Source organism: Streptomyces sp. NBC_00727, assembly GCF_045161745.1.
Classification (GTDB): Bacteria; Actinomycetota; Actinomycetes; order Streptomycetales; family Streptomycetaceae; genus Streptomyces.
This window is the reverse complement of sequence record NZ_CP108981.1, coordinates 3127645-3141458: the sequence shown is the minus strand read 5'-3', so window position 1 is coordinate 3141458 and position 13814 is coordinate 3127645. Positions and strand designations below refer to the sequence as shown.

Sequence of the window (13814 nt, the reverse complement as noted above, 5' to 3'; positions counted from 1 at the left end):
CTCAGCGCCTCTCGCTCGCACCCGGCACCGGGACTTCCAGGCGGAACACCGTGGGCCCGCCGGGGGGACTGGACAGTACCAAACGGCCGTCAAGGACCGAGAGACGGTCGGCCACCCCCTGGAGCCCCGTCCCGTCACCCGCCGACGCGCCGCCCCGCCCGTCGTCCGCCACCTCCACCGCCAGCCGGCCCCGCGCTACCCGTCCGGTCACCCGGATCAGCGCCGCCCCGCTGTGCTTGGCCGCGTTCGCCAGCGCCTCGCACACCGCGAAGTAGACCCCGCTCTCCACAGCCTGCGGCAGCCGCTCCGGCAGCTCCAGGTCCACGTCCACCGGCACCACCGAGCGATCGGCGACGTCCTCCAGGGCCGCCCCGAGCCCCCGGTCGGTGAGGATCTGGGGGTGGATGCCCCGGATCAGCTCCCGGATCTCCACCAGCGCGGTGTCCGCCTCGTCGTGCGCCTTCGCCAGCAGCCCGGCCAGCGGCTCCCCCGGGCCCTCCAGCCGGGCCAGGCCGAGCGTCATCGACAGGGCGACCAGCCGCTGCTGCGCCCCGTCGTGCAGATCCCGCTCGATGCGCCGCCGCTCCGCCTCGAAGGCGTCGACGATCCGGCTGCGCGACCGGTCCAGCTCCCGCAGCCGCGCCCCGTCCCCGGAGTCCGTGAGCAGCGCCCGGGTCAGCGAGGCGCGCCCGGCCGCCAGCACGCCCAGTGGGTACGCGAAGACCGGGAGCAGCACCAGCCCGGCGAGGAGCGCGGCGCACGCGGACGGGTAGGAGTGGACGAGCCAGAGCTTCAGCACGCGGGCCTCCTCGCCGCCGCTCGCGGCCAGCACCACGGGCGCCGCGATCAGCCCGCCGCACACCGCGAGGGCGGTCCCCACGGCCACTGCCTCAAGCGGCCACAGGACGAACGCGGTGAGCAGCGCGTACGCCAGCTCCCGCCAGGTCGCCCGTTCCCCGAGCCGGGTCCGCAGCCAGGCGGCGAGGCCGGTGCCGTCCGGCTCGCGGTGGACCGGGGCGAGCGGGCGGGGGTCGACGAGCCGCAGCCTGCGGCGCTCCAGGGCGGCCAGCGGGATGCCGGAGAGCGCCAGGGTGAGCAGGAGCGGGAGGCCGATGAGGACCACGGCGAGCGCGCCGCCCGCGACCGCGAGCAGGACCAGGGCGGTGAGCGCGGCGACGCCGGTGAGGACGCCCGTCAGCAGGTAGAGCGCCGCCCGCCACGGCCAGGGGCCGCGCACGTACCGCCGCTGCCGCAGGGCCTGGTGGAGGCCGGGGGAGGAGGACATGGGGGAACGGTAGGCGGCGCGGGCGGCACCGGACCACCCAGCGGATTCCACCCCTGAGGTGGAGCTGCCTCCACCCCGAAGACGCCCTCTCGCTGTGATGTGCCGTGGGCGAGGCGGCGGTTGGCTGAGGGCATGAATCACGCAGCCGTCCGACTCCGTTCGGTCACCCGGTCCTACGCCGGGAATTCCGGTGCCGTCACCGCGCTCGACGCGGTCAGCCTGGACATCCCCCGGGGCTCCTTCACCGCAGTCATGGGCCCCTCCGGCTCCGGCAAGTCCACCCTGCTCCAGTGCGCGGCAGGCCTCGACCGGCCCACCGCCGGGCAGGTGTTCCTCGGCGACACCGAACTGACCGGGCTCAGCGAGCGCCGGCTGACCCTGCTGCGCCGCAGCCGCATCGGCTTCGTCTTCCAGGCGTTCAACCTGCTCCCCGCCCTCACCGCCGAGCAGAACGTGGCCCTGCCGCTCAGGCTCGCCGGCCGCCGCCCGAAGCGCGCCGACGTACTCGAAGTCCTGGACCGGGTGGGCCTCGCCGGCCGGGCCGGGCACCGCCCCGGTGAGCTGTCGGGCGGCCAGCAGCAGCGGGTGGCGCTCGCCCGCGCCCTGGTCACCCGCCCCGACGTGCTCTTCGGCGACGAGCCCACCGGTGCGCTGGACTCCGCGACCGGCCGCGAGGTGCTGACGCTGCTGCGCACGATGGCGGACGACGGCCAGACCGTGATCATGGTGACGCACGACCCGGTCGCCGCCTCCTACGCGGACCGGGTGCTGTTCCTCGCGGACGGCGGCGTGCGCGACGAGCTGCACGCCCCGGAGGCCGGCGAGATCGCGGCCCGCATGACGCGGATGGGGGCCGTCCCGTGCTGAAGCTCGTACTCCAAGGCATACGGACCCGCTGGGTCACCCTGGCCGGCTCCTTCCTCGCGCTGGCCCTCGGCGTGGGCATCATCGCCACGACGGGGCTCGCCCTCGCGGCGACGTTCGACGGCCCGGCGCAGGCTCCGGAACGGTTCGCCGCCGCGCCGGTGGTGGTGCGGGGGGCGGATGAGGTGCGCGTACGGACCTCAGTCGGCGTCCGTACGCAGAAGCTGACCGACCCCCGGCCTGTTCCGGCGGCTGTCGCCGAGCGGCTTGAAGGGCTGGGGCGGACGGCCGTGGACCGTACGTTCGCGGTGTCGGGCGGAGAAGCGGTCGGGCACCCCTGGTCCGTCGCCGCCGCGACCCCGTACCGGCTCCTGTCCGGGCGGGCTCCGGCCGCCCACGGAGAGGTCGTGGTAGCAGCGGGCACCGCCTCCGCAGGTGACCGGATCACCCTCACCACTCCTGCGGGCCGCGGCAGTTGGGCCGTGACCGGTACCGTCCGTCCCGCCCCCTTCGAGCACGCCGTGTTCTTCACCGAGGCCGACGCCGCCCGGCTCTCCCCGGACATCGACGCCGTCGTGGTGCAGGCCGACCCGGCCGAGGTCCGCGCGGCCGTGGGCGACGGCTCCGGTCTGGCCGTCCTCACCGGGGACGACCGGCGCCGGGCCGACCCCGACCCGGACCGGGACGCCGAGGCGCTGGTCTCCGTGAACGCCCTGCTGGGCACCGCCGCCGGCATCACCGCCTTCGTCTCCGTGTTCGTCGTCGCCTCGACGTTCTCCTTCGCCGTGGCCCAGCGCCGCCGCGAGTTCGGCCTGCTGCGCATGGCGGGCGCGACACCCGGCCAGGTGCGGCGGCTGGTGTACGCGGAGGCCGCGCTCGTCGGCGTCCTCGCCTCGGCGGCGGGCTGCCGGCTCGGGCTCTCCGGAGCGCCCCTCCTCGCGCACTGGATGGTCCGACAGGGCCTCGCACCCGCCTGGTTCGCCATCGGAGACCAGAACTGGCCGCTGCACACCGCGTTCTGGACCGGCCTCGCCGTCGCCCTCGCCGGATCGGTCGCCGCGGCCCACCGCGCCGGGCGGGTCCGCCCGGCCGAGGCGCTGCGGGACGCGGCCGTGGACAGCGGCACGATGCCGCCGGTACGGGTGCTGCTGGGGGCCGCCGTCCTGCTCACCGGCGCGGTCCTGGCGGTCACCGGCCTCGTCCAGGACCCCGCGGGGCTGCTGAAGCGCAAGACGTACACCACGCAGCCGATGCTTCTGATCGTCGGCTGCGCCCTGTTCGCGCCCGTCCTGGTGCGCCCCGCGCTCCGGCTCCTGACCTGGCTGCCCGCCCGGCTGCCGGGCGCCACCGGCCTCCTGGTCCGGGAGAACGCCTCCGCCGGGCTGCGCCGGACGGCCGCCGTCGCCGCGCCCGTGCTCGTCACCGTCGCCCTGGCCGCGTCCCTGATGGGCACCAAGGCGACCATCGACGCGGCGACGGCGGCCGAGGCGCGCGGCCAGGTCACCGCGGACTTCGTGGCCGGGGCCGGACACGGTGACGTATCGCAGGAGTTCGTGGATCGCGCCCGCCGCGTCGAGGGCGCCCGGGTCAGCGCCTCGCGCGCCACCTCCGTGACCGTGCTCGAAGAGGGCACCGCGCTCATCCGCTCCGACGCCCGGGCCGTGGACCCGGCCGACGCCGCCGCCGTGTCCGCGCTGCCCGTGGTGGCGGGCCGGCTCGCCGACCTGGACGACCGCTCGATCGTCGTCAACGAGGAGTGGGAGACCCACGGGGTCGGCGAGCGCGTCAGCGTCCGGCTCGGCGACGGCCGCGCGGTCACCCTGCGCGTGGCGGCCGTGCTCGCCAAGGGCACCGGCGACAACGGCGTCTACCTCACCCCGCACAACGCGGCCGGTGCCGGCATCGACCGCGTCGAGATCGCCGTCCGCGCCGGCGCGGACCGGCAGACCGTCGAGCGCGGACTGCGCGCCGCCGGGCGGGCGACCGGCACCGAGGTGCTGACCCGCGAGCAGTGGGCCGCGACACTCGTACAGGGCGGCGGCAGCACCCGGACCGGACTGCTGATGATCCTCGCGATCGCCCTGGTCTACACGGGGATCGCCCTGGCCAACACCCAGGTCATGGCCACGGCGGACCGGGTCCGCGACTTCGCCGTGCTGCGCCTCGCCGGGGCGACCAGGGGGCAGGTGCTGCGGCTGGCCGGGGCGGAGGCACTGGCCGTGGTCGTGGTGGGCGCGGTGCTCGGCGGGGCGGTGGCCGCGCTGAACCTGCTCGGCGTACGGGCCGCGCTCGGCCGCCTCGACGTCCCGGCGTCGGTCGTCGTGCCGTGGGAGGCCGTCGGGCCGGCGGTGGCGGTGAGTGCGGCCCTGGCGGTGGTCTTCGCCGTGTTGCCGGCCTCGCTCGCCCTGCGCACCCGGCCGGTGGAGCTCGCCGGGTCACGGGAGTAGGGCGTACTACCGGCCGGCGAGCGCGGTGACCAGGCCCGCCGCCTCCCCGATCAGCGCCGTCTCGGCCGGGCTCATCGTCGGGTTGAGGGCGCGCCGGGCGGCCGCGTCGGCGAGGTGGGGCGCGGGGATGCCGTCGTCGGCGGCCAGGCGCGGCACCAGGGCGGTGACCAGCTGCCGGGCACCGTCCGCCGCCGGGTGCGCGGGGTCCACCGCCACCTGCGCCAGGATCAGCGCCGACATGGCCCGGTCCAGGGCGGGCGGGCCCTCCTCGGTGTTGCTCCAGTCGATGACCATGGGCCCGTCCGGCGTGAGCACCACGTTGTCCGGGTGCAGGTCCAGGTGCAGGACGCGGTCGTCCGGGTCGGGCGAGAGCCGGGCCGGGACGGTGTGGAGGCCGGCGAGCAGACCGGTCAGCAGCTCGGCGCCCTCCTCGGCGCCGACCTCCCCGGACATCAGCGACTCCAGCATCGTCGGACCGTACAGGCGCTGGAGGACCAGGTCGCCGGGACCGGCCGACGGGGGCTGCGGGCCGAGCCGGGGCACCGGGTAGCCGGAGGCCGACAGGTAGGACATGACGGGCAGTTCGCGGGTGGCGTCCATCCCGTCCCGGTAACGCCGCAGGACCCACGCCTCGCCCAGCTCGTACACGTCCGCGTTGCGTCCGCTGCCCAGCAGTTGGCCTATTCGCATGAGGGGAACCTACTCGGGCCCTGTATACGACGGCGGTTCAGGCCCGGCGCAGTCCGCCCCATAACGCGGTGCGATGGGGCGGACGGGATCTCCTGAAGCTGACGTGTACGCGGCTACCTTGGCGGCGAATCCCCCGCAGTGCTTCCGCCGGAGCATTCCCCCCGCAGCAGCAGTTCCCCCGAATTCAAGGAGAGTTCCGTGGAGAGATCCGTGCTCCGCAGACGGGCCCTGGCCGCGTGTACCGCCACCGTGGCCGTCGGCGCGCTCGCGCTCGCCGGGCTGACCGGCACCGCGTCCGCCGATCCCGCCGCCCCCGCCCCCGTGCCGGACGCCGCCCAGCTCTCGCCGGGCCTGCTGAAGGCCATGCAGCGGGACCTCGGGCTCACCGCCACCGAGGCCCGGGGCCGCATCGGCAACGAGTCGCGCGCCGCCGCCGTCACCGCCGGGCTGCGGTACTCGCTCGGCGACCGGTTCGCCGGGGCCCGGGTCAGCGGTGACGCCGCGGACCTGACCGTCGCCACCACCGACGCCGCGGACGCCGCCCGCATCGCGAAGGCCGGCGCCCGCGCCGAGGTCGTCGACCACAGCCTCGCCGAACTCGACGCCGCCAAGGCCGCCCTGGACCGGGTCGCGCAGCGCACCGCGCCGAAGGACATACCCGCCTGGTACGTCGACGTGCGCAGCAACCACGTCGTCGTCCAGACCGCGAAGGCGTCCGCCGCCGACGCGTTCCTCGCGAAGGCCGGCGTCTCCGCCGGCCTGGTGACGGTCACCCGCTCCACCGAGCAGCCCCGCACCTTCACGGACCTGCGCGGCGGCGACGCGTACTACATGAACGGCTCCGGCCGCTGCTCCATCGGCTTCCCCGTCAAGCGCGGCACCCAGGGCGGCTTCGTCAGCGCCGGGCACTGCGGCACGCCGGGCGTCTCCACCAGCGGCTACAACCAGCAGGCGCAGGGCTCCTTCCAGGGCTCCACGTTCCCCGGCCGCGACTACTCCTGGGTCGTCACCAACACCAACTGGACCCCGCGCCCGCTGGTCAACGGCTACGGCAACGGCGACGTGACGGTCACCGGCTCCACCGAGGCGATCGAGGGCTCCTCCGTCTGCCGGTCCGGCTCGACGACCGGCTGGCACTGCGGCACGGTCCAGCAGCGCAACAGCAGCGTCACGTACCAGGAGGGCACCGTCTCCGGGGTGACCCGGACCAACGTGTGTGCCGAACCGGGCGACTCCGGCGGCTCGTTCATCTCGGGCAGTCAGGCCCAGGGCGTCACCTCCGGCGGCACCGGCAACTGCTCCCAGGGCGGTGTGACGTACTTCCAGCCGCTGAACCCGGCGCTCCAGGCGTACGGGCTGACCCTGGTCACCAACGGCTCGACCACCCCGCCGGACCCGACCGACCCGCCGACCAACCCGGGCGGCACCTGGGCGGCCGGGACCACCTACGCGGCCGGCGCCGTCGTGACGTACGGCTCGGCGAGCTACCGCTGCCTCCAGGGCCACCAGGCGCAACCCGGCTGGACCCCGCCGAACGTGCCCGCCCTGTGGCAGGCCCTGTAACACCACCGCCACTCCAGCCCCTCAGGCGAGAGGAACGGGTCCGGGGCGACGCAGCCCCGGGCCCCCGCACCGCGCACGTGCCCTTCCCCCACCACCCCGAGGAGTCCGTCAGCCATGCCCTCCGAGTCCCAGGAACCCACCGCCCCCGCCGAAGCGGCAGGCGGCCCGGCGATCAGCCGCAAGTCCCTCCTCAAGGCCGCGCTCGTGGCCACCGCCGTACCGCTGTTCGCGGGCGGCGGGGTGGCGCTGGCGCGCGACACCGGCGCGAGCGGCGCCCCGCTCGCACCGACCCCGGACTGCGACGACGGCGACGAGCCGACGCACGACCAGATCGAGGGCCCGTACTTCAAGCCCAACTCCCCGCTCCGCACCAGCCTGGTGACGGCGTCGACGCCCGGCGTCCCGCTGACCGTCAGCGGTTACGTCTTCGGCCGCGAGTGCCGCCCCGTCTCCGGCGTGCTGCTCGACTTCTGGCAGGCGGACACCAACGGCGCCTACGACATGAGCGGTTACGGCTTCCGCGGCCACCAGTTCACCGATCAGAACGGGGCGTTCACGCTCACCACGATCGTGCCGGGGCTCTACCCGGGCCGCACCCGGCACATCCACGTGAAGGCCCAGGCGCCCGGCTCCGGCATCCTCACCACGCAGCTGTACTTCCCGGGCGAGCCGCGCAACAGCACCGACATGCTGTACGACGCGGCGCTGCTGATGAACGTACGGGCGGTGGGCTCCGGGAAGGAGGGCACCTTCGACTTCGTCCTCGATGTCGCCCAGGACCCCACGGACCCGACCGATCCCCCGACCGACCCGACCGACCCGCCGACCGAACCGGGCGGCACCTGGAAGGCCGGGACGTCCTACACCGCGGGCAACCGCGTCACATACGGCGGGGTCGCGTACCGCTGTCTGCAGGCTCACACCGCCCTGACAGGCTGGGAGCCGCCGAATGTCCCCGCGCTGTGGGAACGCGGGTAGACAGGCAGCCCTGCGGCGCGACCGCAACCGCCGCGCCCCCGTGCCCCGGGCTCTCTCCCCGGGGCACGCGGGGCGGCACGGCCCGGGCCGGAGGGGGTTCGGCTCGGGCCGTACGCGCGCCCCCTCACTTCGCGTCCGAGTAGCGCTCCACCACAGCCGTGGTGAACGGGAAGCGCACCGGGGTCTCGCCGAAGACCGTCCGGCCGGCCAGCTCGGCGGCCTCCCGGATCGCCACCGCGACCGTCGCCGTCTCCGCCGCCGGGCAGTGCACGATCACCTCGTCGTGCTGGAAGAAGACCAGCTCGGCCCGGAGCCCGGCCTCGGCGATCGACCGGCGCAGGGCCGCCAGGACCAGCAGCGCCCAGTCCGCGGCGCTGCCCTGGACCACGAAGTTGCGTGTGAACCGGCCGCGGGCCCTCGCGTCCGACGAGGCGTAACCGGGCGTGAACTCCGAGCGCCTCCCGTCCTCCTCCTGCGGGATGCCCGCCTCCCCGTCCTCCCCGTGACCGGCCGCCGGCGGGCTGGTCCGGCCCAGCCACGTACGTACGAGGCGGCCCTCCTCGCCCGCCTTCGCGGCGTCGTCCACATAGGCCACCGCGCGCGGGAACCTGCGGCGCAGGGCCGCCAGATTCTTCAGGCCGTCCCCGGACGTCTGCCCGTAGACCGCGCCGAGCAGCGCGATCTTGGCGTGGTCGCGGTCGCCGTGGAAGGCGCGGTCGGACAGCGCCGTGTAGAGGTCGCCCTCGTGGCCCGCCACCTCCATCAGGCCCGGGTCGCGGGAGATCGCGGCCAGCACCCGCGGCTCCATCTGGTCGGCGTCCGCGACGACGAGGCGCCAGCCCTCGTCGGCGACGACGGCCCGCCGGATCACCTTCGGGATCTGGAGCGCCCCGCCGCCGTTCGTCGTCCAGCGCCCGCTGACCGTGCCGCCCGGCTGGTACTCGGGGCGGAAGCGGCCGTCGCGCACCCAGTCCTGGAGCCAGCTCCAGCCGTGCGCCGTCCAGATCCGGTACAGCTTCTTGTACTGGACGAGCGGCCGGACCGCCGGGTGGTCCAGGGCCTCCAGCTCCCAGCGGCGCGTCGAGCGCACCTTGATCCCGGCCTGCGCGAAGGCCCGCACCACATCGGCCGGCAGGTCCGGGCGCACCCGGCGGCCGAAGGCGGCGGACACCTCGTCGGCCAGCTCGGCCAGCCGGCGGGGCTCGCCACCGCCCGCGTACCGCTCGCCGAGCAGCTCGTGCAGCACCTCGCGGTGGACGTCGGCCCGCCAGGGCAGGCCCGCCCGGTTCATCTCGGCGGCCACCAGCATCCCCGCCGACTCGGCGGCGGTCAGCAGCCGCATCCGGTCCGGCCGGTCCGTCGCGTCGTGCCGCGCGAGCTGCGCCGCGTACACGTCGGTCAGGGCGTCGAACGGCAGCCCCGGACCCGAGGCGGGCTCGAACAGGGAGGACTGGGAGCCGGGCTCCGCGGACCGGGGCGGCGGATCGGGCGGCACCGGACCGCCGCGCAGCCGGGCGAGCGCGGCGGCGGCGGACCGGGGCTCGCCGAGCCGGCCCTCGTGCCCGAGCAGCAGGGACTCCGCCGCCTCCACGTCGTAGGCGCGCTCCACCCGCACCCCGGCGGCCAGCAGCCGGGGGTAGACCTCGGCCGTCGAGCGCCACACCCAGCGGGTGACGTCCGGGCGGGAGCGGACCGCGCCGGCCAGGTCCGGCTCGGTCAGGACCGGGCCCGCGGGGCCGCCGGAGCGGTCCAGCGGGGCGAGGCGCGCGCCCCCGCTCTCCGTGACGGCCAGCGCCCAGCGTTCGGTCATACGAGCGAGTCTGGCACCCGGCACTGACAACGGCCGCGAGCACCGGACCGCCCCCCCGGACCGGTCGCGTGTTCGATATCCACAGGCTGTGGACGGCGGACGCCTACCCTGAGCGGATGGAATCGGTGATCGACCAGGCGTTCGCGGCCGCCCTCTACGCGGAGGGCGACGCCGGTCTCGACGCCGGCGCCTCGCTGCTCGCCGCCGCCCCGGAGGCCGACGCGGAGCTGGCCCGCCGGGGCGAGGAGTTCGTCCGCCGGGCCTGGGAGCGCGGCTGGCTGCCCGCCGACGTCGTCCGCCTCGTCCGCCGCGACCTCGACGAGCACGCGGCGGGCCTGGCCGCCGGGCTGATCGCCTCCGAGGTCCGCCGCTACGACGAGCTGCCGCCGCGCTGGCGGCCCCAGCTCGACGAGCTGCCCGCCGCGCCGCCCCCGGGCCGGCCCGACCGGTTCTCGTACGCCTCCGCGCTCCTCGCGCTCCACCGGCTGCTGCTGAACCTCCCGGCCATCGAGCCCGTCGGGCCACCGCCGGGCGCGGCGCGCGAGGCCCTGCACCGGCCGCCCGTCGCCGGTGAGCCCCGCATGCTGACCCGCATCCGCGCGCTGCTGGCGAAGGCGGAGGCGACCGGCTATCCGGAGGAGGCGGAGGCGCTGACCACCAAGGCGCAGGAGCTGATGGCCCGGCACAGCATCGACGAGGCCCTGCTCGCGGCCCGTACGCACGGCGGCCGCACCCCGGGCGCCTGCCGGATCGGCGTGGACGCCCCGTACGAGACGGCCAAGGCGATCCTGCTGGACGCGGTGGCCTCGGCGAACCGCTGCCGGGCCGTGTGGAACAGCGACCTCGGCTTCACGACGGTGGTCGGGTTCGAGGCGGACCTGGAGGCGGTGGAACTGCTCCACACCTCGCTCCTCGTGCAGGGCACCGCCGCGATGACCCGGGCGGAGGCGGGCCAGCGGGCCGGCGGACGCAAACGGACCAAGACGTTCCGGCAGTCCTTCCTGATGGCGTACGCCCAGCGCCTGGGCAGCCGGCTGGCCGACGGCACCGCCCGCGCCACGGCCGAGGCGGAGGGTGAGGCGACCGCGGGCGCCGCGCTGCTCCCGGTGCTCGCCGCCCGCGACCTGGCGGTCACCGAGACCGCCGACCAGATGTTCCCCCGCACCACGACCACCCGCGTCAGGGGCGCCACGGACCTGGACGGCTGGACCCACGGCACGGCGGCGGCGGACCGGGCGCGGATGGGCGGGGAGGCGCGGGGCATCCGGGGCTGAGTGACCGCCGACGAAGCCCCCTTCCCGTACAACTCGGGCAAAACGGTGATTCCGGTTAGGCTCGGCACATGAGCTGGCTCCGGGCGCTGAAGGAGACCGCCCGCTCCGGCCTGAAGATCGAGCGGCGCCGCCTCGAACCCCTGATCGCGCTGCGCGGCGCTGCCGGGCTCGCCCTGGTCATCGGGGTGAGCCTCGCGCTCTTCGGACCCGTGGTCGCCGCCAGCTCCGCGTTCGGCGCGTTCCAGGCCGCCATCGCCACCTTCCAGCGCAGCTGGCGCCCCCGGCCCGTGCTCGCCCTCGTCTCCGGCGTGAGCCTCGGCCTGTCCACCTTCGTGGGCTATGTGACCGGCACCCATCTCCTGCTCTTCGTGGTCCTCCTCGTCGTCTGGACCTTCCTCGCCGGGCTCGCCTGGGCGGCGGGCCCGACCGGGGGCATCATCGCCGCGTCCAACGTCGCGATCATGCTCGTCACCATCACCCTGCCGACCTCCGCCGCCCAGGCGGCCCTGCACGGCGCGATGATCATGTTCGGCGGGGTCGTCCAGGCGGCGCTGATCGTGCTCTTCCCGATCCGCAGATGGGGCGCCCAGCGCGACGCGCTCGCCGACGCCCTGGCCGCCGAGGCCGACTACGCCCGGCGGCTGCGCCACGACCCGGCCGCCCACTTCGACCCGGTGCCGTTGATGCTCGCCCGCCGGGCCGCCGCCGTCACCGCGCGCGAGGCCCGCCGCCGCCCCGCCGAACTGCATGGCTCACGCGGGGTCGCCGAGCGCATCAGGCCCGTGCTGGCCTCGCTCGCCGACCCGACCATGGGCGTGCCCGCGGAGGGCCCCGGGCGCGACCGCGTCCGCGAGCTCCTGGGCGCCGCCGGATCACTGCTCGACGCGGCGGCCCGGGCGATCCGCAAGGGCGACCCGGTCAGGCTGCCCGCGCCCGCCGTCGCCGCGCTGAAGACCCCGGACACCGGGGCCCTGCTCACCGGCCCGCCGCTGCGCGCCGCCGACCGGCTCACCGCTCTGCTCTCCGACGTCATCGAGGCGGCCGAGGGCGACGGCACCAAGGAGGAGCGGGCCGGAGCGGAGGAGGCCGCCGACGCCATCAAGGGCAGCCGGGGCGGTGAACTGCCCGCCGCACACCACCCCCGCCCCGGCCTGCTGGCGCTGGTGCCGGTGATCCTCGGGGCGATGCGCCGCGAGGTGCACCCCGGCTCCCCGATCCTGCGGCACGCCGTCCGGCTCGCCTCGGTCGCGGCGGTCGGCTACCTCATCGGCCGCCTGCTGCCGCTCGGGCACGGCTACTGGGCGCCGCTGGCGGCGGTGATGGTGATGCGGCCGGAGTTCTCGCAGACGTACTCCCGCGCGGTTGCACGCTTCGGCGGCACCCTCGTCGGGGTGGCCCTCGCCTCGGCGATCGTCGAGGCCGCGCACCCGGGCAACGGACCCCTCGCCGCCCTCGCCGTGGTCTGCGCCCTGCTGATGTACCTGCTGATGCGGACCGGCTACGCGGTCGCCCAGGCGTGCGTCGGCGCGTACGTCGTCTTCCTGCTCGGCATGGCCGGCGACGACCTCACCCAGACCGTGTTCGAGCGGGTGCTCCTCACCCTGGCCGGCGGCCTCCTGGCGATGCTCTCGTACGCCGTCTACCCGGCCTGGGAGACCCCGCGCCTGCGCAGCCGGCTCGGTGACTGGCTCAAGGAGGACGGCCGGTACGCGGCGGCGGTCGTCGACCAGTACGCGGACCCGGCCGAGCGCGGCCGGGACGACGTGCGGCGGGCGCTGCTCGCGACCCGGGAGGCCAGGGTCGCCTGGCAGGAGGCGGTGGCGACCGCCCGGCACGAACCGGTGCGCCACCGGGGCCTCTCGCACGGCGCCGCCGACGCCACCCAGCACGCCCTGGCGCAGCTCGGCCGGGTCGCGATGCTCCTGGAGGCGCACATCCCGAGGAAGGGGGCCACGTCCGTACCGGGGGCCGCCCGGCTCGCCGAGGAGTTGCGCCGGGCCACCGACCGGGGTGCGAAGGCGGTGCGGGAGCGGCGGGTGCCGGACTGGACGCCGGTGCGGGAGGCCCTGGAGAGCTGGGAGGCGGAGTGCCGGGCGCGGGAGGAGGCGCCGGAAGCCGGGGCGCTGCCTCCCGCCGGGGCCGAACTCGTACGCAACAACGTCACGTTGCTGCTCGAAGCCCTGGAGGACTTCTCACAGGGGCTGACGTCGTGACGTCACGGCGCCGGCAGGTCCGGGAGGTCGGGCATGTCCGGCAGGTCCGGGAGGTTCTCCAGCGCGTCCGAGTCGGTCCTGACGAGCGTGTCCTTGGTCCCGGAGCCCCACGCGACGACGACGGTTCTGCCGTCGTTGGACTCGACGGCGCCCGTGACGCGGGTGGTGTCGCCGTCGACGCACTTCAGCTCCAGCTCCGGCTTGCCCGTGCCCGAGACGGTGCCCGAGCAGACGTGGGAGTCGGCGACGACGACCGCCTTCCCGTCGGCGACCGAGAGCACCACCGGCTTGCCGCCGGCCTGGCCCGCCCAGGCGCCCTCCAGGGCCTTCGCGTCGCCCGCTGAGTCCCCGCCGCCGTCCCCGCCGGAGGACGCGTCACCCGTCGTCGGGTTCGCGCCGGAACCGGAATCCTTGCCGGAGTCGCCGTCGCTTCCGCAACCGGCGAGCGCGAGCGCGGTCAGCAGACCGGTGGCGAGGACTGCGCCGGTACGTGCGAGTTTGTGCATGTGGAATTCCCCCTGGAAGACGAATGGCCGCCCAAGCTACCAGTGGGCCGCCGGGGGCGCCGAGGAGTCAACTCCCGGAATCGGGAGCCGAAGAGCCCGTTCGTACGTCTATCCCGGAAGAAGCTGTAATCGCGGGAACACCCCGCGTGCACGTGCATCTGCTCGTGCATCCGCTCATGCATCG

Annotated in this window: 10 protein-coding genes; 6 read left to right on the top strand and 4 right to left on the bottom strand. The window is 75.6% G+C overall.

Annotation, left to right across the window (positions count from 1 at the left end; genetic code table 11):
- Nucleotide 1: 1 nt before the first annotated feature.
- Complete coding sequence (locus OG242_RS14065; protein ID WP_405898498.1) at nt 2-1285, bottom strand: sensor histidine kinase; 1284 nt, start codon at nt 1283-1285, stop codon at nt 2-4.
- A 132-nt stretch (nt 1286-1417) separates the two neighbouring features.
- Here OG242_RS14065 and OG242_RS14060 point away from each other — a divergent pair, with 132 nt between their 5' ends.
- Nucleotides 1418-2152 carry an ABC transporter ATP-binding protein gene (locus OG242_RS14060; protein WP_405898497.1) on the top strand — a complete coding sequence of 245 codons (735 nt, stop codon included), beginning with the start codon at nt 1418-1420 and terminating at the stop codon, nt 2150-2152.
- The gene (locus OG242_RS14055) at nt 2146-4596 is read left to right on the top strand and encodes an FtsX-like permease family protein (RefSeq protein ID WP_405898496.1); all 2451 of its coding nucleotides are present in this window, start codon (nt 2146-2148) and stop codon (nt 4594-4596) included. The genes OG242_RS14060 and OG242_RS14055 overlap by 7 nt, the downstream gene beginning before the upstream one ends.
- A gap of 6 nt (nt 4597-4602) precedes the next feature.
- Here OG242_RS14055 and OG242_RS14050 read toward each other — a convergent pair whose 3' ends face one another.
- Complete coding sequence (locus OG242_RS14050; protein WP_405898495.1) at nt 4603-5286, bottom strand: phosphotransferase; 684 nt, start codon at nt 5284-5286, stop codon at nt 4603-4605.
- A 198-nt stretch (nt 5287-5484) separates the two neighbouring features.
- Here OG242_RS14050 and OG242_RS14045 point away from each other — a divergent pair, with 198 nt between their 5' ends.
- Nucleotides 5485-6849, top strand: a complete 1365-nt coding sequence (locus OG242_RS14045) for an alpha-lytic protease prodomain-containing protein (RefSeq protein ID WP_405898494.1) — start codon at nt 5485-5487, stop codon at nt 6847-6849.
- 114 nt (nt 6850-6963) lie between these two features.
- Nucleotides 6964-7827, top strand: coding sequence for a carbohydrate-binding protein (locus tag OG242_RS14040; RefSeq protein ID WP_405898493.1), 864 nt, complete (start codon nt 6964-6966; stop codon nt 7825-7827).
- A gap of 124 nt (nt 7828-7951) precedes the next feature.
- Here OG242_RS14040 and OG242_RS14035 read toward each other — a convergent pair whose 3' ends face one another.
- Nucleotides 7952-9637: a bifunctional 3'-5' exonuclease/DNA polymerase gene (locus tag OG242_RS14035; protein WP_405898492.1), complete on the bottom strand. Its 1686-nt coding sequence runs from the start codon at nt 9635-9637 to the stop codon at nt 7952-7954.
- A 116-nt stretch (nt 9638-9753) separates the two neighbouring features.
- On the opposite strand from OG242_RS14035, the gene OG242_RS14030 reads away from it, so the two are divergent.
- Nucleotides 9754-10911 carry a DUF2786 domain-containing protein gene (locus tag OG242_RS14030; RefSeq protein WP_405898491.1) on the top strand — a complete coding sequence of 386 codons (1158 nt, stop codon included), beginning with the start codon at nt 9754-9756 and terminating at the stop codon, nt 10909-10911.
- A 68-nt stretch (nt 10912-10979) separates the two neighbouring features.
- Complete coding sequence (locus tag OG242_RS14025; protein ID WP_405898490.1) at nt 10980-13124, top strand: FUSC family protein; 2145 nt, start codon at nt 10980-10982, stop codon at nt 13122-13124.
- Between the two features lie 2 nt (nt 13125-13126).
- Here OG242_RS14025 and OG242_RS14020 read toward each other — a convergent pair whose 3' ends face one another.
- Nucleotides 13127-13630 (bottom strand): hypothetical protein, encoded by a 504-nt coding sequence (locus tag OG242_RS14020; protein WP_405898489.1) that lies wholly within the window; start codon nt 13628-13630, stop codon nt 13127-13129.
- Nucleotides 13631-13814: the final 184 nt, after the last annotated feature.